Here is a 20763-nt window from a genome sequence, read left to right as displayed (position 1 = left end):
GATTCAAGCCGTCCCAGGGGCGGACGGCACTGCTGCCCAGCAGCGCTTGGCGACTCCCAGCCACGATGGTAGTAGAGACCGCGGTCAATGTAAATCGGACGCCGGCCCGGGTCAGACCGCGAGGGCCGCGCGTACCTCCCGCTCCGCCGTCACTCCCCCGTCGCCGTGCGAGGTGACCCGGCCGGATTCGAGGACGTGGTAGCGGTTCGCCACCCGCAGCGCGAACCCGAGGTGCTGCTCGACGAGCAGCACGCTGAAGCCGGACTGCCGGGTCAGCTCGACGATCCGCTCCTGGATCTCGGCGACCACCGACGGCTGGATGCCCTCGGTCGGCTCGTCGAGCATGAGCAGCCGCGGCCGGGTGATCAACGCGCGGGCGATGGCGAGTTGCTGACGCTGACCGCCGGAGAGCAGCCCGGCCCGCCGCCGCAGCAGCGGGCGCAGCGCCGGGAACAGGTCCAGCACCTCCGCCGTCGCCACCGCGCCGTCGCGCCGGGCGTCGGCGACGAGGCGCAGGTTCTCCGCCGCCGTCAGGTGCGGGAAGCACTGCTGGCCCTGCGGGACGTACGCCATGCCGCGCGCCACCCGCTCGTGCGGCGCGAGACGGGTGACGTCCTCGCCGTCCAGCTCGACGGTGCCGGCGGTCGGGCGCAGCAGGCCCGTCGCGACCCGCAGCAGTGTGCTCTTGCCGGCGCCGTTGTGCCCGAGCACCGCGGCCACCCCGTCGGGCGGGACGGCGAGGTCCACGCCGTGCAGCACCCGGGAACGCCCGTATCCGGCGTGCACCCCACGCAGGGTCAGCATCATGCCTCCAGACCGCTGGGGACCGACCCGGCGTCGACCGGGTGGCCGAGGTAGACCTCCTGCACGCGCGGGTCCGCCTGGACCTGCGCCACGGTGCCCTCGCTGAGGACCTTCCCCGCGTGCAGCACGGTGACGCTGCGCGCGAAGCGACGCAGGAAGTCCATGTCGTGCTCGATCACCACCACCGTGCGGTCCCGGCTCACCGTCTCCAGCAGGGCGCCCGTGGCGTCGCGCTCCTCGTGGCTCATCCCGGCGACCGGCTCGTCGAGCAGCAGCAGCCGCGCGTCCTGCACCAGCAGCATGCCGATCTCCAGCCACTGCTTCTGGCCGTGCGCGAGCGTGCCGGCCAACTGGTCGGCCCGGCCGGTGAGCCCGATGGTCTCCAGCGCGGCGGCCACCTCGTCGGGGATCCCCCGCCGGCGCCGGGCCAGGGTGGCCCAGCTCCGGCGGGCGCCCGCGGCGATGTCCAGGTTCTGCAGCACCGACAGCTCCTCGAAGACCGCCGACGTCTGGAACGTCCGGCCGATGCCGAGCCGGCTGATCCGGTGCACCGGGCGACCCAGCAGTTCCTGGTCGCCGAAGCAGACCGAACCGGTGGCCCGCACCAGACCGGTGATCGCGTCGACGAGGGTGGTCTTGCCGGCGCCGTTCGGCCCGATCAGGAACCGGATGTCACCGGCGGGCACCTCCAGCGAGACGCCGTCGACGGCGGTGAAGCCGTCGAAGCTGACCCGCACGTCACGGACGGACAGCCCGTCCAGCCGGTCGTCGCTCACGGTGTCTCCACCTCCGCCCGCTTCGCGCGGCGGCGGGCCAGCGCCCACAGCGACGCCAGGCCGCCGGGAAGGAACGCCACCACCACCACGAACAGCAGACCCTGCAGGTACGTCCAGGTGCCCGGGAAACGTTCGGAGAGGGCGGTACGCGCCCAGGCGACCGCCACCGCGCCGAGCACCGGCCCGAGCAGCGTGGCCCGGCCGCCCACCGCCACTCCGATGACGAACTCGATCGACGGGACGATGCCGATGAGGGCGGGCGAGATGATCCCAACCGCCGGCACGAACAGCGCGCCGGCGAGGCCCGCCATGCCCGCCGCCACCACGTAGGCGACGAGCTTGACCGACGCCGGGTCGTAGCCGAGGAAACGGACCCGTTCCTCGCTGTCCCGTACCGCCACCAGCAGTTCCCCGTAGCGGCTGTGGACGATCTGGCGGGCCAGCGCGAGCAGCGCGAGCAGGACGCCGGCGATGATGAAGTAGACCATCCGCTGGTTGACCGGGTCGTCCAGGTCGTACCCGAAGAAGCCCTGGATGTCGGTCAGCCCGTTGGTGCCGCCGGTGGTCCCCTGCTGGCCGATCAGCAGGATCACCATGGCGGCGGCGAGCGCCTGGCTGAGGATGGCGAAGTACGCGCCCCGCACCCGGCGGCGGAACACCAGTGAGCCGAGCCCGAAGGCGACGGCCATCGGCAGCAGCACCGTGGCCGGCAGCGCGAACCACGGGCTGGCGAACGGCCGCCACCAGACCGGTAGTTCGTCGAGCTGCCCGTACAGCTGCATGAAGTCGGGCATCCCACCGCGACCCGCGTCGGCGAGCTTGAGGTGCATGGCCATCGCGTAGCCGCCCAGGCCGAAGAAGACGCCCTGGCCGAGGGTGAGCATGCCGCCGCGTCCCCAGGCGATGCCGATGCCGACGGCCACCATGGCGACGCAGAGGTACTTGGCGAGCAGGGCCAGCCGGAAGTCCGACAGCGCCAGCGGCGCGACGGCGAACAGCAGCGCCGCGCCGAACGCGAACCCCGCCGCCGCGCGCAGCCGGGACCGGCCACCCGGTCGGCTTCCCGGTGCGGTGCCGGCCGGAGCCGGCGGGTCGGCGGTGCTCGGCGGCGCGGGTGTCACGGCGGTCATGCGAGGCTCCTGGTCCGCAGGGTGAACAGGCCCTGTGGCCGCCACTGGAGGAACGCGACGATCGCCACGAAGACGATCACCTTGGCGACGCTGAGGGTGGTGAGGTACTCCCCGGTGGCCTGGAGGACCCCGAGGGCGAAGGCGACGATCACGCTGCCCTTGAGCTGGCCGATCCCGCCGACCACGACGACCAGGAAGGCGTCGATGATCAGGTTGGTGCCCATGGTCGGGCCGATCGGGCCGAGCAGGGTGAGCGCCACCCCGGCGAGCCCGGCCAGGCCCGCGCCGAGAAAGAAGGTCGTCCGGTCGACCCGGGCGGTGGGTACGCCGGACACCGCGGCGAGGTCGCGGTTCTGCACGACCGCGCGGATCCGGCGCCCCAACGGGGTGAGCCGCAGCGCCAGGGTGAGGGCGGCGACGGCGGCCAGGGCAAGGGCCAGGATGAACAGCCGGTTGTTGGCGACCGTCAGCCCGCCGGGCAGCGCCACGTTGCCGGTGAGCAGGTCCGGCGCGCGGGTCTGCACGTTCGGACTGCCGAAGATGTCCCGGGCGAGCTGTTGCAGCATCAGGGACACGCCCCAGGTGACCAGCAGGGTGTCCAGGGGCCGGGCGTAGAGCCGGCGGATCAGCAGGATCTCCAGCAGCACCCCCATCGTGCCGGCGACCACGAACGCGACAGGCAGCGCGACCAGCAGCGACAGGCCGGCGCCGGTGATGCTCTGTTGCAGCACGTACGTGGTGTAGGCGCCGGCCATGATGAACTCGCCGTGCGCCATGTTGATGACGTTCATCTGGCCGAAGGTCAGCGCCAGCCCGAGCGCGATGAGCAGCAGGACAGCGCCGATGCTGATGCCGGTGAAGAGTTGACCGAAGAGGACTGTCACGGTGGGTACTCCCGTACTGCTGGTCGGGGACCCGGGCGGGGCGCGTCGTCGCGGTGCCCGCCCGGGGCCGGCGTCGTCAGCTCAGGCCGCTCGCCCACGGATAGGTCGTCAGGTACGGGTCCGGCGCGATCGGCTTGCCGGAGTTCCACACCTCGGTGATCAGGCCGTCCGCGCCGACCTTGCCGATGCGGGCGGTCTTGGCGATGTGCTGGGTCTTGCCGTCGACGGTGACCAGGCCCTCCGGCGCCTCGAAGGTGATTCCGTCGGAGGCGCCACGGACCTTCTCGACGTCGAACGTGCCGGCCTTCTCGACCATCGCCTTCCACAGGTAGACGCTGACGTAGGCGGCCTCCATCGGGTCGCTCGTCGGCTTGTCCGCGCCGTACTTCGCCTTGTACGCGGCCACGAACTTGTTGTTCGCCGCGCCGGGCGTGGTCTGGTAGTAGTTCCAGGCGGTCAGCTGGCCCTCCAGGTACTGGGTGCCGATGCCCTTGACCTCCTCCTCGGCGATGGACACCGAGACCACCGGCATCGCGGCGGCGGTCAGCCCGGCCGACTTGTACTCCTTGAAGAACGCCACGTTGCTGTCGCCGTTGAGGGTGTTGAAGACCGCCTTCGCGCCGGACGACTTGACCTTGTTGACGATCGTGCCGAATTCGGTCGACCCGAGTGGCGCGTAATCCTCGCCGACCACTGTCATGCCGTTCGCCGCCGCGTACGCCTTGATGATTTTGTTGGCCGTGCGCGGGAAGACGTAGTCGCTGCCGACCAGGTAGACCGATTTCGTTCCCTGAGCCTTGAGGTAGTCGAGCCCGGGGACGATCTGCTGGTTGGTCGTCGCGCCCGTGTAGAAGATGTAGGGCGACTGTTCCAGACCCTCGTACTGCACCGGGTAGAACAGCAGCGCCTTGTTCTTCTCGAACACCGGCTTGACCGCCTTGCGGCTGGCCGACGTCCAGCAGCCGAAAACGGCGGCCACCCGGTCCTCGGAGATGAGCTTCTCGGCCTTCTCCGCGAAGGTGGGCCAGTCCGAGGCGCCGTCCTCCCCGATCGGCTGGATCTTCTTGCCGAGGACGCCGCCGGCCGCGTTGATCTCCTCGACGGCGAGCATGATGGAGTCGCGGACGGTGACCTCGCTGATCGCCATGGTGCCGGAGAGCGAGTTGAGCAGGCCCACCTTGACGGTGTTGCCGGAGACGTCGGCGGTGACGCCGGCCGCGCCGCCCTCGTCACTGGTCTTGCTGCCGCACGCGGTCACGGCGACCGCGGCGACGAGGGTCATGGCACCCGCCATGATGCGGCGGCTCCGAAGAAGTGACATCTAATCTCCCTGCGGTGCACTCAGGTAGCGAAAGGACGGTCGGTGCGGTCCGGTGGAGTTGGCGACGCCGGAGCCGACGGGTGGACGTCAACTACGGTCATCGCATTGGCTACGGGCACGCAAAGCGTCGACCGGCATGATTGCGCGGACGTTTCCCAGTCCTTAATTGACTGTTTCCCGCACAGCGGAGAGAACGCACGCCACAACGGCCGCAACCGCCTGGTGTAAGGCGGTTTCAGCCGTGGTCAACGCAGTGAAAAAATTGCCACCGGAATGGTCGGCGGACGCATTCCGCCGACGGTGGACAGGAGATCGCGGTATCCACCCTCCGGGACAGATACTTCACGCAGGAAGTATCTTAGGGCCGGGCCGGGTGGACGTGTCAAGGGTCCGCATCGGACGGTCAGATCTGGGCGAGCACGGTGAAGTCGAGGCCGTCGGCCTCGGCGAGGTAGATCCGCTGACGCACGTGCCGCCGGCGCAGCTGCAGCCGACCGCGCGGCCCGTGGTACGCCACCGTGTCGGCAGCCGTCTCGATCGCCCGTACGTCGAGGGTGCGGGCCTGCCCGATCAGGGCGGCGAGCAGCATCACGCCCTCGTAGCAGGACTCCCCCAGGCTGCCCAGCGGCGGCGCCTCCACCCCGAACCGGCGGGCGAACTCGCCGTGGAAGTCGAGGTTCTCCTGCGTCACGAGGCCGGCGAAGAAGCCCGCCGTGCTGTAGAGCCGCCGCGTCGCGCCCGCCCCGCTGGCCAGCAGCATGTTCTCGTCCATCAGGGTGCTCAGCCGCAGGCAGCGCTGGTCCATCGCGGCACGCGCGAACGCCCGGTTGAACCGCACCGCGTCCGCGCCGACGAGCAGCATCACCACGGCGTCGGCGCCGCTGCGCTCGATCCGGCGCAACACGTCGTCGAAGTCGTGCGTCTCCAACGGCAGGAACGCCTGCCCCACCACGCGGCCACCGCCGCGCAGCGCGTACCGGTGGGCCGCCCGCGCGGTGCGCCGGGGCCACACGTAGTCGTTGCCGACCACGAACCAGCGGCGCACGCCCTGCTCCCCCGCGAGCAGCCGCATCGCGGGCCACAGCTGGGCATCCGGTGTCTCGCTGGTCAGATAGACCCCTTCGGTACGCTCACCTCCCTCGTACAGGGCGGTGTAGACGTACGGCACGCGGTGCGCGACCCGGGGCGCGAGCGCCTGCCGCACCGAGGAGATGTGCCAGCCGGTCACACCCTGCACGGCGCCCATCGACACCAGCGCCTCCACCTGGGCGGCCACCTCGGCCGGCGGGGCGCCGCCGTCGACCGGCACCAGCCGCACCTCGCGGCCCAGCACCCCGCCACCGGCGTTGATCTCCTCGACCGCGAGCTGGGCGCAGAGTTCGCAGGTCGGACCGAACATTCCCGCTGGCCCGCGCATCGGGTACACCAGCGCGATGCTGACCACGGCCCGATCGACTGTGAGCCACGGCGGTGCCGGCGCGGACATGAGCCCATGATTGCCCGGCCGACGTGGGAAAACCACAGCTCTCCACGGAGCGGGACGAGTCGCTACGATGACAGGGCCACCGGCCCAGGGAGTTCCATGTCAGACGTGCCCGGGGCGCCAGCCGATCTGCTGCGCTCGCTCACCCGCGCCGAACGGCTGCTCTCCCGCCGGTTGGCCGCCGTTCTGGCCGACGACGACCTGACCACCGAGGCGTGGCGGGTGCTCTGCCTGCTCGCCGACGGCCAGGGCCATCCGATGAGCGAGGTGTCCGCCGAGGCGTCGTTGCCGCCCGGGACCCTCACCAAGCTGGTCGACCAGCTCGTCGACCGTAACCTGGTGTTCCGGCGGATCGACCCGCTGGACCGCCGGCGGATCCGGGCCTACCTGACCGCCCGGGGCCGCCGTGAGCACGCCCGCGTCGACGAACGGGTCCGGACCAGCCTCGCCGAGGCGGGCATACCGGCCGACACCGCCCTGCTCGACCATCTCGCCGACCTGATCGCCCGGCTCGACCCGGCGGGTCGCCGCGACAACGCCGAAGCGGCCGGCCTTCGCCTCCCTACACCTCGGTGAGCAGCGGCTCGCCGTCGAGGTGAGCGCGCAGCGTGTGCGCGTCGGGAGCGGTGGCGGTCCACAGTGTCGCCGGACCACCCGCCAGGGGCAGCCGGGCGACGGTGCCCTCGACCGTCGCCCGCTCGTCGGGAAGCGACGGGTCCACCACCAGCAGCGACCCGGTGGCCGGTGCGCCGCCGAGCACCGCGGGGCCGGCCCAGCCGGGCGCACCCGGTCCCACGGCAAGCGACTGGCGCAGCAGCGGCCGGCCGTCGTAGTCGACCCGGGTGTGGACGACGGCGCCGCCCGGCGCCTCGCCGTACCGGCCGCAGATCACCTCGTCGCGCCAGGTCAGCCTCGCCCCGGCGGCCAGCTCCACCCGGGACTCGGCGAGATGCGCGCAGCCGGCCGCCGCGACCAGTTGCTCGGGCAGCCAGTGCAGTGCGCCGCCGTCGCGCACCACGGCGTGGACCGCCATCCGCGACGCGACGCCGGGCCGGCCGGGCAGGGCGACCGAGGCGGCGACGGTGTGTACCCGCACCGCCGCCCCCGGTCCCACGTCGATGTCCAGCCGCAGGTCGTCGCCGGCGAGCGGGCCGGCCGCTCCGCCGACGACGTACACGGTCACGGCACGACCGGTGCCGGGCGTCTGTCGCAGCAGCAGCGGCGTCTCACCGCGCAGCTCGGCGAGGACCGTGCCGCCCCGGCCGTCGGCCCGGGCCACCAGCCGGGCGTACGCGCGCATCAGGCCGGGCCGCCCCGCGCGGCGACCGGATGCGCTGCCGCGTGGTGGGCCAGTTCGTGGCGAATCCAGTCGGCGACCGGTCCCGCCGCCGTGTCGCCGACGATCGACAGGAACACGGTCGGCAGGTCGCCGCGCCGGGCCCGCGCGTCCCGGTCCATGACGGAAAGGTCCGCGCCCACCATCGGGGCCAGGTCGGTCTTGTTGATCACGAGCAGGTCGGCGGACGTCACACCGGGTCCGCCCTTGCGCGGCACCTTGTCCCCGCCGGCCACGTCGACCACGAATATCTGCCGGTCCACCAGGCCCCGGCTGAAGGTGGCGGTCAGGTTGTCCCCGCCGCTCTCGACCAGCACCAGGTCCAGCGGGCCGACCGCCTCGGCCAACTCGTCCACGGCGTCGAGGTTGGCCCCGATGTCGTCCCGGATGGCGGTGTGCGGGCAGCAACCGGTCTCGACGGCGCGGATCCGGCTCGGGTCCAGCACGCCGGCCCGCTTGAGGAAGTCGGCGTCCTCGGTCGTGTAGATGTCGTTTGTGACCACGCCGAGCCGCAGCTCGCCGGCGAACGCCCGGCACAGGGCCGCCACCAGGGCGGTCTTGCCGGACCCGACCGGGCCGCCGACGCCGACGCGCAGCGCCCGCCCGGCTTGCGCCAGCGGCGGATGCGGGTCCACCCCCGGTTCGGGGTGGGTGTGCGGAACGGTCTCGTCGTGTGGGGCGGGATTCCGGTCGGCATCGGGCGCAGCGGCCGGCGCAACGGTTTCAGGACGCAAAGAGACGCACCTCCCAGGTGGCATGAGCTTCGGCATGGATGTCGGCAAGGGGCGCGGCTGCCGCGGGCAGCCGCTCGGGTGGGTCGTCGGCGGCCCGGGCCGCCGCGGCGGCGGTGCCGTCGCACCGGGAGGCGAGACCGACCAGCAGGGCCTGGACCTGGTACGGGTCGAGGCCGAGCAGGCGTACGGCAGCACTGGCCGCACCGGTCACCGTCCCGTGGGTGGCGACCGTGGCGGTCTCGGCGCGGCTCAGGCCGGCGGCGGCGCAGAGCAGCCCGAGCACCAACGGCTGGTGCGCTCCGCCCGGTGTGGCGGGCAGGTCGTCGAAGGACGCCTCCGGCCAGATGGCCCGGCCCGCGCGCAGCAGAGCCCGTCCCTGGCGACGGGACACCGTACGCAGCGCCGGCGCCGCCGTCCGGGCGTCCAGCTCCGCGTCGAGCAACGCCAGCGTGGACCGGCGCACGGCGGAACCGGCCGAGGTCACCGCCCGGTGCGCCGCCGCCGCGAACGCCGCACCGACCAGCCCGGCGGTCGCCAGCCGGCCGGCCAGGAACGCCTCCAACGTGGCCAGGTCGGTGACCCGGCCGGCGGCGACGGCCGCCTCCAGGCCGCCCGAGTGGGCGTGCGCACCGGCCGGGAAGCGGCCGTCGGCCAGCAGCAGGAGCAGACTCGACGTCGCCATCAGAACAGGAAGTACCGCTGGGCCATCGGCAGGCGTGGCACCGGGTCCGGCTCCACCACCTGACCGTCGATCCGCACAGTGAAGGTGTCCGGGTCCACCTCGATCCGGGGCATCGCGTCGTTCTCCGGCAGGTCCGCCTTGCCCCGCGAGCGCACGTCCGCGACGGGCACCACCCGTCGCCGCACGTCGAGGCGCAGCCCGGCGTCGAGGGCGGCCGGCGCGACGAACGCCAGGCTGGTAGCCGAGGCGGCGGCACCGTACGCCCCGAACATCGGGCGCGGCAGCATCGGCTGCGGCGTCGGGATGGACGCGTTGGCGTCACCCATCTGGGCGTACGCGATCATGCCGCCCTTGAGCACCAGGTGCGGTCGTACGCCGAAGAACGCCGGCTCCCACAGCACCAGGTCGGCCAGCTTGCCCGGCTCGACCGAGCCGACCTCCCGGTCCAGCCCGTTCGCCATGGCCGCGCAGATGGTGTACTTCGCCACGTACCGGCGGGCCCGGTGGTTGTCGGCCGCGCCGTCGCCTGGTAGCGTGCCGACCCGCTCCTTCATGACGTGCGCGCTCTGCCAGGTTCGCAGGATCACCTCGCCCACCCGGCCCATCGCCTGCGAGTCGGAGCCGATGATCGAGATCGCGCCGAGGTCGTGCAGCAGGTCCTCGGCGGCCATGGTGGACGGCCGGATGCGGCTCTCGGCGAAGGCCAGGTCCTCCGGCACGGACGGGTTGAGATGGTGGCAGACCATCAGCATGTCCAGGTGCTCGGCGAGGGTGTTGGCGGTGTACGGCCGGGTCGGGTTGGTCGACGACGGCAGCACGTTGGGCTCGCCGGCCACCGTGATGATGTCCGGCGCGTGCCCGCCTCCCGCGCCCTCGGTGTGGTACGAGTGGATGGCCCGGCCGGCGATCGCCCGCAGCGTGTCGGCCACGAAACCGGCCTCGTTGAGGGTGTCGGTGTGGATGGACACCTGCACCCCGGAGGCGTCCGCCACCCGCAGGCAGGCGTCAATCGCCGCCGGTGTGGTGCCCCAGTCCTCGTGCAGCTTGAACCCGCCCGCGCCGGCGCGCAACTGCTCCCACAGCGCCTCCGGCGAGACGGTGTTGCCCTTGCCGAGCAGCAGCACGTTGACCGGCAGCGTGTCCAGCGCCTCGTGCATGCGGGCCAGGTGCCAGGCGTTCGGGGTGACGGTCGTGGCCCGGGTGCCCTCGGCCGGGCCGGTGCCGCCGCCGACGAGTGTGGTGATGCCGCTTGCGAGCGCCTCGGTGACGATCTCCGGGCAGATGAAGTGCACATGGGTGTCGACGGCGCCGGCCGTGAGGATCCGGCCGTTGCCGGCGATGACCTCGGTGGCCGGGCCGATGACCAGCTCGGGGTGGACGCCGGGCATGGTGTCCGGGTTACCGGCCCGGCCCAGCGCCACGATCCGCCCGTCGCGCAGACCCACGTCGGCCTTGACCACGCCCCAGTGGTCGAGCACCACCGCACCGGTGATGACGGTGTCGAGGGCACCCTCGGCGCGGGTGGCCCGCGACTGGCCCATCGACTCGCGGATCACCTTCCCGCCGCCGAAGACCGCCTCGTCGCCGCCCACACAGTGGTCGGTCTCCACCTCGATCAGCAGGCTCGTGTCGGCCAGCCGGATGCGGTCGCCGGTGGTCGGCCCGTACAAGTCGATGTAGCGGTCCCGCCGCACGGCGCTCACCGCGCCGGCCCGTCGCTCGTCGGCGCGTCCGTTTCCGGCGCGGTCGGTGGCGCTTCGTCGAGCGGCCCGGCGCACTCGCCGCGCAGACCGGGCACGACGCGTGCGCCGCCGAGCGGGACCAGCTCGACGTCGCGGCTCACGCCCGGCTCGAACCGGACCGAGGTTCCCGCCGGAACGGCGAGACGCTGACCCCAGGCGACCGCCCGGTCGAACATCAGGGCCGGGTTGGCCTCGGCGAAGTGGTAGTGCGAACCGACCTGCACCGGACGGTCGGCGGTGTTGACCACGACCACCGTGGTCACCGGCCGACCCACGTTGATCTCGACCGGGCCGGCCGCCGGCAGGATCTCCCCGGGGATCACGGGATCGGGTGGTGCACCGTCACGAGCTTGGTACCGTCCGGGAACGTCGCCTCCACCTGCACCTCCCTCAGCATCTCGGGGATGCCGTCCTGGACGTCCTCGCGGCCGAGCACCGTCCGGCCGGCGGCCATGAGGTCGACCACCGACCGTCCGTCGCGGGCCCCTTCGAGCAGGAAGGCGACGATGATCGCGACGGCTTCGGGATAGTTGAGTCGCAGGCCGCGCTCGCGGCGGCGGCGAGCGACGTCGGCCGCGACGTGGACGAGCAGGCGGTCCTGTTCGTGCGGGCTGAGGAACACGGGATTCTCCGGTGGGGATCGGCGTGGCCCGCTCGCCGCCGGCTCCGCGCGGAGCCGCGCCGGGCAGCACCACCCGGAGGACGAGCTGGAGTCACACGACCGCCGCGACGCCGCCGACGGGGTGGCCCGGGACTCCACCGTCCCGGCCCGCGAGGGGCACCCGGCGGTGTCGGTCGGATGCGGACCGCACCGCCCACCGCTTCAGCCGACCGTAGAGGATCGTCACCGGCGGGGGCAACAGTGTGCTCGGGATGAGGGATCGGGTGCCGGCGAATACGCAGAGGGTGCGCGCCGAGCCGATCTCGGCGCGCACCGTGAGCCTGTGGGTCGTGTCCCCGATCCCGTGCACGTCCATGCCGATGACGGGGGGGTCCGGTCGATGTGCGGACCGGCTGGCCGAGGCCGACCGCAGGCGGGCTACAGGTTGTTGATCCGTGCCAGCAGCTCTGCCTCGGTCAGGTTTTCCAGGACCGCGTCCTGCTTGCGGCCCAGGACCGCCAGCAGCTTCTCCTTCTCCAGCTTCTTGGCCGCCGCCGCCTTCACCGCCTGGTCCTCCGCGAGGCGGACGGCAATGACATGCTTGACGACCTCCAGCTTGGTCTCCAGGGTCGCCTTGGCCGGATTGGCCTCGGTGGCGACGAACGACTCGGTGTCGACGGCCTTGAGTTCGGCGTTGACCGCCTTGGCCACGTCGTCGAGGCTGAAGCCGGACTTGGCGGTCAGCGGCAGCTCCCACAACTGTTCCGTGGTCAGCTGTCCCTTGGCCGACGGATAGCGGAACTTCTCCCGCGTGGCCTTCTCAAAAATGGTCACGATGGCCTCTCTCCCCGATGTCGGGGTGGGAATCAGAACTGGATGCTGATGAGGCGGCGGCGGCCGCCGGTCATGGTCACCTTGGCGACCACGGAGTTGCGTACCGTGGAGCTGAAGCCGAGGCCGGAAAGCTGATCGGGCGACGGCTCGCACTTGGTGCGGTCGCCGAGAACCTCGAACACCTTGCGGTGCGGTTGCAGATCGGCGCGGAGGAACTCGTTGTAGATCCCCCGCGTCGGCTGGTCGTTCACGCACCCCTTCAGCATGAAGAAGTAGTGCCGGTTGCCCACCTCGTTGTCGTCGAAGTAGTTCGGCGAGTACATGACGGTGGAAACCGGTACGAACTGTTCGGTGGTGATGCCCCACAACTCCTTGCCCGCACTGCCCTGCTGCACGTCCTTACCCGGCCGGAAAGCGGTGATCACCCCGCCGGAGACAGTCATCCGGCCCACCTCGACGGTCTCCTTGTGGCCGACCGCGCGCTCGTGGCGGTAATGCTCGATCTTCCCGTTGCTCTCGGTCTCGATCACGAAGCCGACCTGCGCGCTGTCCCGCTTGCGGTACTGGTTCACCTCGATCCGGTACTCACCGTCGGGCACACGGTCGGCCCAGGTGACGTTCTCCACCGGCTCACGGGAGAGCGGCCCGCCGGCGTTCATGTCGACGTCCAGCTTGTTGCGCTTCTCCTGGTACCAGATGTGGTCGCCGTTGGGTTCGAACACGTGCAGGTCGAGGTCGTCGTGGTTGAACCAGGACAGGCTCACCCGCAGCTTGCCCGTGACGTTGCCGCCGGCCCGCTTGACCTTCTCCCGGATCGAGTCGGTGACGTTGCCGCCGTACGACCAGCCGAAATCGTTGTCCCACTTGAACAACCGCGGAGCGGCCGGATGCCGCCCGGTCGTGAGGCTGACGAAGTGCGGCTCGTAGGCGTTGGCGACCCACAGGTCGATGGTGGTGGCGCCGGGCAGGATGTCCTTCATGAAGGAGACCACGGGAACCTCCTCCGGCTTCGCGTCACGAAGGCGCGCACCCGTCGACGTCGTGGTGGCCGCCTGCATGAGCAGCCCCTCGATGCCGTCCTTCATCAGCGGCTGTGTGTCGTTGTCCACCCACAGCACGTTGGTGATCGACACGTCGGACAGCCGGGCGAACCGTCGCTGCAACGAATCCTCGATACCCAGCTCGTCAATGGTCTTCATGGCAGCCTTGACCATGGCCGGGGTGATCAACGCGGTGGGTCGCTGGTAGTTCTGCGGCGCCACCTTCGTCTCGAACGACCGGACCGCCTGCGCCAGGTCGACGCCCGCGGAGAGATCCTGGACGAGAGTGCCGATCACCGTGTTGCGCAGACGTGCCGCCGGGTTCATGGCGTTGGCGAAGACGAAGGCGCGTCCGTCGGTCGCCTTCGCCCACCGGCTCTGCAGCGACCGGAACTCGGTCACCGCCGGTCGATGCTCCGTGCCGCGGTAGAGGGCGTTGTCGTCGATCAGGTCGACCACGGTGTCCAGAGCGTGCCGGGTCAGCTCGGCCAGGCCACGCCGGAAGACCTGCACCGCGCCGTCGAAGGTGCCCTGTGCCGTGCCGACGTCCTCGGTGTGATGCCGCTCTGCCACCCGGCCGTGCAGGTGATGCCACACCTCGACCTGGCCGTCGCGCAGCGTCCGGGTGGTCTTCGTCCCGTACTGCGCCTGGCTGGACCGGAAGATGGTGGTCAACGGCAGCGAGAGGACGAACTCGTCCATCGCGGCGGCGACGACGGAGAAGACCGGGTCGGATGCCGACACCCCGGACCAGACGGTACGGACCCGCCCGTCGTGGATCTCGACGACGTTGCCGAAGTGCTTGATGAACCCCCGGCAGGTCGAGCAGTCGTACTCGGACCGCTCACGGAACCGCAGATTGGTGCCGGCGGGGAAGGACTCGAGGAACGTGAGCCAGAGCGAGTCCCGGTCGAGACCGTCGCCCACGAGGTACAACTCGCCCCTGGACATGGTGGACAGACGCGAGGTCACATCTGTCACGAACTGCTGGAAGTCGCCCACCGTCTCATCCCCTTTGATCGCCGGAGATCCTACGGAAGCGAACGTCATTCGGAGAACCGCGTTTCCGGCTTTCCGCACGTCGTGGACACCCTCAAAGAACGTCGTCGGGTGTCGCAGGACAGCGCGGAACAGGCGTATCGGCGGACACTTGTGTCATGGACCTCACCCCCGATCTCGACACGCCCAGCCCTGCGCGGGTCTACGACTACTTCCTCGGCGGGTCGCACAACTTCGCGGCGGACCGCGCGCTGGCGGCCCGCATGGAGCAGGCCATGCCCGACATCGGGCACATCATGCGGGCCAACCGCGCGTTCCTGCGGCGCGCGGTTCGGGCGCTCGTCGACGCGGGCATCCGGCAGTTCCTCGACCTCGGCTCCGGCATCCCCACGGTGGGCAACGTGCACGAGGTCGCCGGCCAGGCCGCCCCGGACACCGTCGTCGCGTACGTCGACATCGACCCCGTGGCGTACAACCACAGCCGACGCCTCCTGGCCGACGACCCGCGGACCGTGGTCTTGCACGCCGACCTCACCCAGCCCGAGGCGGTGCTCGGTGACCCGACACTGCGCGACGTGCTCGACCTCGACCGGCCGGTCGCGGTCCTGCTGGTGGGCGTGCTGCACCAGCTCACCACCGACCCGGCGCCGATCATCGCCCACTACCGCGACCGGCTCGCCCCGGGCAGCTACCTCGCCCTGTCACACGCCTCCTCCGACGAACGTTCCGACGCACTGGCGCTACGGGACACCTACAACCAGGGGTACGCCAACACCGCCCGGATGACCCTGCGCAGCCGGTCCGAGATCGAACGGCTCTTCACCGGCTACACCCTCATTCCGCCAGGGCTGGTGCAACTGCCCGAGTGGCGGCCCGACTGGCCGGTCGACCCGGACGAGGACCCTCGCCGCTTCTCCACCTACTGCGGGGTGGGCCGGCTCGACTGACAGCCGCGCCGCCGGATCGTGACGGGCCAGGCTCAGCTCGTCGCGCGGGTACGTCGCGCCGCGACGTAGCGGCGCATCTTTTCGGACGTTCCGCAGTCGTCCATGCTGCACCAGCGGCGACTGCGGTTCTTGCTCTCGTCGTGGAAGAGGAAGCGACAGCCGCCGCATCCCTTGATCCGGTCCAGTGCGCCGGTGGTGAGGAGCTGGACCGCCGCGTGCACCACCGGCCACAGCGGCCGGGCAAGGGTCTGGTCGTCCCGCCAGGTCCACTCGAACGTACGCCCTTGATCGAGTCGTGCGTGACCGAGCGCGTCCGCTTCGTCGTCCCGCAGACGGGCCAGCACGGACCTGCCCGGGCTGCGATCGGCAGCGACTGCCCGGAACACGTCGTCGAGGTCGTCGCGGATCCGCAGCGATCGGGCGAAGGCGGTCTGAGAGCCGGCCGGATCATCGCGTGACAGCCGCCGCAACGCCTCCGCCTCCGGCTCGCTGAGCGTACCCGCGTACACGCTCCAGGCGACGAGCTCGGGGTAGCCGGTCAGCACGTCGCCGTCCGGAGATCCGACGGGCGGACCGGTACGGGTGTTGATGAAGTCCAGCGCGAGGTTGCCGCCCACCAGGCGCACCCGCGTCACACCCTCAAGTGTTTCCATCGAAACTCACTTTACCAGTTGACCTGCATCGACGGGCGCCGCTAGCGTGTTGCCATCGTAAGTCCTTTTACCGGAAACAGGGGGCCAGATGAGACGCGGACGGGCAGTGGGGGCGCTGATCGGACTGTCCGGCGGGACGTTCCTCTACACCACCGCCGAGGCGCTGCCGGTCGGGCTGCTGCTTCCGATGGCGGTGGACCTGGCCGTCTCGCCGCCGCAGGTGGGCATGCTCGTCACCGCGTACGGCGCGGTGGTGATGGTCGCCTCGGTCCCGTTGACGGCGCTGGTCCGCAGGGTCCCTCGCCGCCGGCTGCTGTCGGCGCTCCTGGCCGGCTTCGTACTCAGCACCGCCGTCACGGCACTGACGAGCACCTTCGCGCTGCTCCTGGTCGCCAGGATGGTCACCGCAACGACCCATGCGCTGTTCTGGGCCGTGGTGGTGCCGGCTGCGGCCGAACTGTTCCGGCCCGCACGACGCGGGCGGGTCGTCGCGGTCGTGTTCGCCGGCGGCACCGTCGCGTTGGCCCTGGGAGTGCCCGCAGGCACCTGGCTGGGCGACCGCGCCGGATGGCGCACATCGTTCCTGGCGGTAGCCGGTCTCGGCGCGGTCGTGCTCGTCGTGGTGGCCGCGCTGCTGCCCTCGACGCGGCCGGAAGACGGACACGCCGCCCGAGGTGCGACGCCCGACGCCCGACGCTTCTGGCTGCTGGTGGCGATGGCCGTCCTGGCGACCGCCGGCGCCATCGCCGCCTACACCTACGTCGCCCTCTTCGTCACCGAGGTCAGCGGATTCTCTGCCGCGTCAGTCGGGGCCGTCCTGTTCGTGCGTGGCATCGCCAGCGTGCTCGGCATCCTCGCCGTCGGCGCGCTGCTGGACCGCAGCCCGTGGCTCGCTCTCCTCACGACCGTCGCACTGCAATCGGCAGCACTGCTCGGCCTGTACACGTTCGGCCAACGGCCGTCGGTGTCCGTCGGCCTGATCGCTCTGGCCGGACTGGCATTCGCCGCGTTCACCGCGACGCTCGGCGGCCTCGTACTGCAGGTGGCCCCCGGGCGCTCCGACCTCGCCGCCGCCGCAGTCTCCGCCGCGGTCAACGTCGGCATCACCGCCGGCGCCTTCGTCGGCGGCCTGGCCCTGCCGAGCCACGGTGTGCGCGCCACGGTGCTGATCGGCGCTCTGCTCGGCGTGGCCGCCCTGGTGCTGGCTCTCGGCGAACGACTCATCCCGCCCGCACGTCCTCTCAGTCACGATGCGGACTTTCGTCACGCAAGCGCCGGTGGCGGTACGTCCAGTTCCTCGGCCAGCCGGCCGACCCGCGTCTAGAGAGGACTACCGGCACCGCCGCCGGGCGGTCCACGCCAGAGCGATCGACTTCAGCGCACACCGTGGGTTGTCGCAGACGGTACGGGCGTCTCGATCACTGGACGGGCGCCGGCCGGATCGGCCTGCGAGATCCCCCCCCGCGTTCCGGTCCGGAGTGGGCACCCGGGGATCAGCACGAATCAGAAGGCGGTCCGGCGCAGGCCGGCGATCTGGAGGGCGGCGAAGCCGGCGACCACCACCGCCTGCGCGATGACGAGCGCGACGCCGAGGGTGGTCAACGGGAACCAGCCGGCGACGAGCAGCTCGACGCTCGCGGCGACCCAGGCGATGTTGAGGGCGATCACGACTACCACGGCGGGTCGGCTCACCGTCGGCCTCGACGCGAGGAAGAGCAGGGCGGCCGCGAAGGCGACCAGGAAGACGCCTACGGGGTAGAGGAGACCGGCGGGAAGGCCGAACATCCGGCCGAAGATCGCCGCGGCGGCGAGGTAGACGACGCCGTTGGCACCCGAGCCGATCGCGTCCTGCTTGAGGGCGAAGCGGAGCAGCTTGGCGTCGTCGGCGGTCCGGGCGGTGCTGGCGATGGTGGCCATCTCGAAGTCCCTTCGTGGTGCTGACGTGCGTCTGCTCACGAAGCTACGGAGCTGATGGCCATGCCGAATCCGTCATCGTGACGGTAGGTTGCCAGTCGTGCTATACGGGCGGGTCGAGGAACAGGCGCAGATCGACCGGCTGGTGGACGGCGCCCGGGAAGGTCGCAGCGGTGCCCTGGTTCTCCGGGGACCGCCGGGGATCGGCAAGTCGGTGCTGCTGGAGTACGCCGCGATGCGGGCGACCGGCATGCGGGTGGTGCGCGCTGTCGGCATCGAGTCCGAGGCGGCGTTGCCGTTCGCCGCGCTGCACATGCTTCTGCGGACCGGACTCGACCGGATTGACGCGCTGCCCGACGCGCAGGTGAGGGCGCTCGGCGCCGCCTTGGGACTGCGCGACGCGCCACCGGAGAGCCGGTTCCTGGTGGGTCTGGCAACCCTCAGTCTCCTGTCGGAGCTGGCCGGGGACGGTGGGCTGCTCTGCCTCGTGGACGACGTGCAATGGTGCGACGAGGCGTCCGTCGACGCCCTGGTGTTCGCGGCACGCCGGCTCGGGGCCGAGGGTGTCGCCATGATCTTCGCCGCCCGTCCGGCCCTCCCGGTCACCGGCCTTCCCGAACACCGTCTCGCCGGGCTCGACCACACGGCGGCCGCCGCCCTGCTTCCCGCCGATCTTCCGCCGCAGGTTCGGGCGCACCTCGTCCAGGAGTCGGCCGGCAACCCGTTGGCGCTCATCGAGCTGTCGGCCGCGCTGACGCCCGAACAGCGGGCTGGGCGGTTGTCGCCGGTGGGGGCGATGCCGGTGTCGGAGCGGATCCAGGAGGCCTTCCTCGCGCAGGTGGCCGCGCTGCCCGAGGCCGCGCGTACCGCGCTCCTGGTCGCGGCGGCGGAAGGCTCGGGCGACCTCGCCACGCTGGTCGCCGCCGGCGCTCCGCTCGACGGTCTGGAAGCCGCCGAGCGGAGCCGGTTGATCGGGATCAACGGGACGGCCGTCGGTTTCCGTCATCCCCTCATCCGGGCGGCCGCGTACCAGAGCGCGTCGGTGAGCCGCCGCCTCGCCGTACACCGGGCGCTCGCTGACGCGCTGAGCGCCTCGACCTCGCCCGACGCCGCCGACCGGCGTATCTGGCACTTGGCCGCCGCCGCGCTCGGTCCCGATGAGGACGTCGCGCGGCAGCTGGAGGAGGCGGCGGGCCGGGCCCGTACCCGAGGCGGTCACGCCGCGGTGGCGGCTGCCTACCAGCGGGCCGCCGAGCTCACCGTCGATCCGGTACGCCGATCCGCTCGGCTGGCCGCGGCGGCACTGGCCGCGAGCGACGCCGGTCTGACCGACCGCGCCGCCGCGCTCGCCGCAAGCGCCACGCCCGACGTGGAGGACCCGGCGATGATCGTGGCGCTGACCCAGGTGCGTGCCCACCGTGAGGTCGAGCTGGGCACCCCGCTGGCCGCTGGCCGGATCATCCTCGACGCCGCGCCCCGGGTGGCGGCGCACGGACCTGAGCAGGCGACCTGGCTGCTGGTGGAGGCGGTTCGCTGCGCCTGGTTCGCCGGCGACGCGCCGCTGGCCGAACAGGCGGCGACGGCGCTCCACGAGCTCCCGGCGACCAATTCGCCGCTGGTCGGCCAGGCGGTCGGGCTGGCCCGGCTGCTGGCCGGCGACCTCGCGGGTGGGCTGCCGCTCACCGGCGGTGCGCTGGACCCGTCCGGGCTCGCCGGGCTGGGAGTTCCCGGACTGACCTTCACCGCCGGCGCCGCCCTCGCGACGGGCCGCGCGGCACTCTGTGAGGAACTCACCGGGCGGGTCGTGGCGGACTGCCGGAAGAGCGGGATGATCGGCTGGCTGGCGTTCGCCCTCCAGGACCAGGGGTTCGCGCAAGGGCTACAGGGCCGCTACGGGGAGGCGAGGGCGACCCTCGACGAAGGGCTGCGGCTGTCGACCGCCCTTGGTCACGAGCACCGGGTCATCCACCTCACCTGCTGCCTCGCCTGGGTGCTCGCTCATCAGGACGACGTGGCGGGGTGCCGCGCGAGGGCCGAGGACGCCGTCCGGCGGGCCGACGAGCGCAAGCTGGTCCTCGCGGCGACCCTCGGACGTTGGGCGCTCGGCCGGCTCGAACTCGGCCAGGGAAACGCGGACGCCGCTGTGGAGCAGTTGGAACGGATCCCGCCGACCGGGTTCGGGGCGCTCGCCGCCGCCGATCTCGTCGAGGCGGCGGTCCGCAGTGGCCGGCCGGAGCGGGCCGTCGAGCCGCTGGAGCGCTACGTGACCTGGGCACGGCATGTCCGTCAACCGGCCTCGGACGCGGTCGCCCTGCGCTGCCGGGCCCTGGTGGAGCAGGACGAGGCGCACTTCGTCGCCGCCGTCCGCGCCCACGACGGCGACGACCAGCCGTACGAGCAGGCGAGGACGCGACTCGCCTACGGCGAGTGGCTGCGGCGGACCCGGCGGCGGGCGGACGCGCGCACGCAGCTCCGCGCCGCGCTGGAGGTCTTCGACCGGCTGGGCGCGGAGTCGTGGGCCCGGCGGGCCCGCACCGAGCTGCGCGCGACCGGGGACGTCCCCGCCGCGCCGCGCCGGGCCGGCGATCCGCTCAGCGTGCTCACGGCGCAGGAACGCGAGGTCGTGCGGCTGGCCGCCGCCGGCGCCTCCAACCGCGACATCGCCGCCCAACTCTTCCTCAGCCCACGGACCGTGGGCTACCACCTCTACAAGGCGTTCCCCAAGCTGGGCATCACGTCGCGGGCTCAGCTGGCGACGCTGGTCGGGGTCGCGTCCGCCGAGTGAGGACGGCCGCCCGCAGGAGACGGCCAGCGTCCGGGCAGATGTTCCTCGTGGGCCCCGGCCGGAACACAAACTGGATGTCTGTCGCGGCCTTGGGCTGT

At 71.8% G+C, this 20763-nt stretch carries 20 protein-coding genes; 4 read left to right on the top strand and 16 right to left on the bottom strand.

Features of this window, described 5'->3' with window-relative positions; translation table 11 throughout:
• Nucleotides 1-111: 111 nt before the first annotated feature.
• The 6 genes from urtE to O7607_RS23190 form a co-directional block, all read right to left on the bottom strand.
• Nucleotides 112-804, bottom strand: coding sequence for an urea ABC transporter ATP-binding subunit UrtE (urtE, locus tag O7607_RS23215; protein WP_269705293.1), 693 nt, complete (start codon nt 802-804; stop codon nt 112-114).
• Nucleotides 804-1580: an urea ABC transporter ATP-binding protein UrtD gene (gene urtD, locus O7607_RS23210; protein ID WP_269705292.1), complete on the bottom strand. Its 777-nt coding sequence runs from the start codon at nt 1578-1580 to the stop codon at nt 804-806. Before urtD ends, urtE begins: the two co-directional genes overlap by 1 nt.
• Entirely contained in the window at nt 1577-2710 is a 1134-nt protein-coding gene (gene urtC, locus O7607_RS23205; protein WP_269705291.1) for an urea ABC transporter permease subunit UrtC, read from the bottom strand. The genes urtD and urtC overlap by 4 nt, the downstream gene beginning before the upstream one ends.
• Nucleotides 2707-3594 (bottom strand): urea ABC transporter permease subunit UrtB, encoded by an 888-nt coding sequence (gene urtB, locus O7607_RS23200; protein ID WP_269705290.1) that lies wholly within the window; start codon nt 3592-3594, stop codon nt 2707-2709. The genes urtC and urtB overlap by 4 nt, the downstream gene beginning before the upstream one ends.
• 76 nt (nt 3595-3670) lie before the next feature.
• Nucleotides 3671-4915, bottom strand: coding sequence for an urea ABC transporter substrate-binding protein (gene urtA, locus O7607_RS23195; protein WP_269705289.1), 1245 nt, complete (start codon nt 4913-4915; stop codon nt 3671-3673).
• Nucleotides 4916-5318: 403 nt separating this feature from the next.
• A complete protein-coding gene (locus tag O7607_RS23190) occupies nt 5319-6401 on the bottom strand; it encodes a substrate-binding domain-containing protein (RefSeq protein WP_269705287.1) in 1083 nt (360 codons plus the stop codon).
• A 96-nt stretch (nt 6402-6497) separates the two neighbouring features.
• On the opposite strand from O7607_RS23190, the gene O7607_RS23185 reads away from it, so the two are divergent.
• Nucleotides 6498-6974 (top strand): MarR family winged helix-turn-helix transcriptional regulator, encoded by a 477-nt coding sequence (locus tag O7607_RS23185; protein WP_269705286.1) that lies wholly within the window; start codon nt 6498-6500, stop codon nt 6972-6974.
• Here the strand turns inward: O7607_RS23185 and O7607_RS23180 are convergent.
• The 8 genes from O7607_RS23180 to O7607_RS23145 all read right to left on the bottom strand — a co-directional run bounded on the left by O7607_RS23180 (nt 6961) and on the right by O7607_RS23145 (nt 14369).
• Complete coding sequence (locus O7607_RS23180) at nt 6961-7698, bottom strand: urease accessory protein UreD (protein ID WP_269705285.1); 738 nt, start codon at nt 7696-7698, stop codon at nt 6961-6963. The genes O7607_RS23185 and O7607_RS23180 overlap by 14 nt on opposite strands.
• Nucleotides 7698-8369 (bottom strand): urease accessory protein UreG, encoded by a 672-nt coding sequence (gene ureG / locus O7607_RS23175; RefSeq protein ID WP_332367316.1) that lies wholly within the window; start codon nt 8367-8369, stop codon nt 7698-7700. The genes O7607_RS23180 and ureG overlap by 1 nt, the downstream gene beginning before the upstream one ends.
• 88 nt (nt 8370-8457) lie before the next feature.
• Nucleotides 8458-9150 carry an urease accessory protein UreF gene (locus tag O7607_RS23170; RefSeq protein ID WP_269705283.1) on the bottom strand — a complete coding sequence of 231 codons (693 nt, stop codon included), beginning with the start codon at nt 9148-9150 and terminating at the stop codon, nt 8458-8460.
• A complete protein-coding gene (locus tag O7607_RS23165) occupies nt 9150-10853 on the bottom strand; it encodes an urease subunit alpha (RefSeq protein ID WP_269705281.1) in 1704 nt (567 codons plus the stop codon). The genes O7607_RS23170 and O7607_RS23165 overlap by 1 nt, the downstream gene beginning before the upstream one ends.
• The gene (locus O7607_RS23160) at nt 10850-11215 is read right to left on the bottom strand and encodes an urease subunit beta (RefSeq protein WP_332367315.1); all 366 of its coding nucleotides are present in this window, start codon (nt 11213-11215) and stop codon (nt 10850-10852) included. Before O7607_RS23160 ends, O7607_RS23165 begins: the two co-directional genes overlap by 4 nt.
• Complete coding sequence (locus O7607_RS23155) at nt 11212-11514, bottom strand: urease subunit gamma (protein WP_269705280.1); 303 nt, start codon at nt 11512-11514, stop codon at nt 11212-11214. The genes O7607_RS23160 and O7607_RS23155 overlap by 4 nt, the downstream gene beginning before the upstream one ends.
• A 417-nt stretch (nt 11515-11931) precedes the next feature.
• Nucleotides 11932-12327 (bottom strand): hypothetical protein, encoded by a 396-nt coding sequence (locus O7607_RS23150; RefSeq protein WP_269705279.1) that lies wholly within the window; start codon nt 12325-12327, stop codon nt 11932-11934.
• Nucleotides 12328-12359: 32 nt separating this feature from the next.
• Complete coding sequence (locus tag O7607_RS23145) at nt 12360-14369, bottom strand: hypothetical protein (protein ID WP_269705278.1); 2010 nt, start codon at nt 14367-14369, stop codon at nt 12360-12362.
• Between the two features lie 155 nt (nt 14370-14524).
• Between O7607_RS23145 and O7607_RS23140 the strand changes: the two genes are divergently transcribed.
• Entirely contained in the window at nt 14525-15313 is a 789-nt protein-coding gene (locus O7607_RS23140; RefSeq protein ID WP_269705277.1) for an SAM-dependent methyltransferase, read from the top strand.
• 32 nt (nt 15314-15345) lie between these two features.
• Here O7607_RS23140 and O7607_RS23135 read toward each other — a convergent pair whose 3' ends face one another.
• On the bottom strand, nt 15346-15966 hold the full coding sequence (locus O7607_RS23135; RefSeq protein ID WP_269705276.1) for a CGNR zinc finger domain-containing protein: 621 nt from the start codon (nt 15964-15966) through the stop codon (nt 15346-15348).
• Between the two features lie 88 nt (nt 15967-16054).
• Here O7607_RS23135 and O7607_RS23130 point away from each other — a divergent pair, with 88 nt between their 5' ends.
• Complete coding sequence (locus O7607_RS23130) at nt 16055-17290, top strand: MFS transporter (protein ID WP_269705275.1); 1236 nt, start codon at nt 16055-16057, stop codon at nt 17288-17290.
• A 179-nt stretch (nt 17291-17469) separates the two neighbouring features.
• Here O7607_RS23130 and O7607_RS23125 read toward each other — a convergent pair whose 3' ends face one another.
• On the bottom strand, nt 17470-17883 hold the full coding sequence (locus O7607_RS23125; RefSeq protein WP_269705274.1) for a hypothetical protein: 414 nt from the start codon (nt 17881-17883) through the stop codon (nt 17470-17472).
• Nucleotides 17884-17980: 97 nt separating this feature from the next.
• Between O7607_RS23125 and O7607_RS23120 the strand changes: the two genes are divergently transcribed.
• Nucleotides 17981-20665 carry a helix-turn-helix transcriptional regulator gene (locus O7607_RS23120; RefSeq protein ID WP_269705273.1) on the top strand — a complete coding sequence of 895 codons (2685 nt, stop codon included), beginning with the start codon at nt 17981-17983 and terminating at the stop codon, nt 20663-20665.
• Nucleotides 20666-20763 lie beyond the last annotated feature (98 nt).

The organism is Micromonospora sp. WMMA1949 (assembly GCF_027460145.1).
Taxonomy (GTDB): Bacteria; Actinomycetota; Actinomycetes; order Mycobacteriales; family Micromonosporaceae; genus Micromonospora.
The sequence above is the reverse complement of the archived record's forward strand: the minus strand, read 5'-3'. Positions and strand labels throughout refer to the sequence as shown.

What these genes read in the sequence shown, in the direction of transcription:
- urtE (WP_269705293.1), bottom strand. Translation starts at nt 804, where the DNA reads ATGCTGACCCTGCGTGGGGTGCACGCCGGATACGGGCGTTCCCGGGTG.
- urtC (WP_269705291.1), bottom strand. Translation starts at nt 2,710, where the DNA reads ATGACCGCCGTGACACCCGCGCCGCCGAGCACCGCCGACCCGCCGGCT.
- urtA (WP_269705289.1), bottom strand. Translation starts at nt 4,915, where the DNA reads ATGTCACTTCTTCGGAGCCGCCGCATCATGGCGGGTGCCATGACCCTC.
- O7607_RS23190 (WP_269705287.1), bottom strand. Translation starts at nt 6,401, where the DNA reads ATGTCCGCGCCGGCACCGCCGTGGCTCACAGTCGATCGGGCCGTGGTC.
- O7607_RS23185 (WP_269705286.1), top strand. Translation starts at nt 6,498, where the DNA reads ATGTCAGACGTGCCCGGGGCGCCAGCCGATCTGCTGCGCTCGCTCACC.
- O7607_RS23180 (WP_269705285.1), bottom strand. Translation starts at nt 7,698, where the DNA reads ATGCGCGCGTACGCCCGGCTGGTGGCCCGGGCCGACGGCCGGGGCGGC.
- O7607_RS23170 (WP_269705283.1), bottom strand. Translation starts at nt 9,150, where the DNA reads ATGGCGACGTCGAGTCTGCTCCTGCTGCTGGCCGACGGCCGCTTCCCG.
- O7607_RS23140 (WP_269705277.1), top strand. Translation starts at nt 14,525, where the DNA reads ATGGACCTCACCCCCGATCTCGACACGCCCAGCCCTGCGCGGGTCTAC.
- O7607_RS23135 (WP_269705276.1), bottom strand. Translation starts at nt 15,966, where the DNA reads ATGGAAACACTTGAGGGTGTGACGCGGGTGCGCCTGGTGGGCGGCAAC.
- O7607_RS23130 (WP_269705275.1), top strand. Translation starts at nt 16,055, where the DNA reads ATGAGACGCGGACGGGCAGTGGGGGCGCTGATCGGACTGTCCGGCGGG.
- O7607_RS23125 (WP_269705274.1), bottom strand. Translation starts at nt 17,883, where the DNA reads ATGGCCACCATCGCCAGCACCGCCCGGACCGCCGACGACGCCAAGCTG.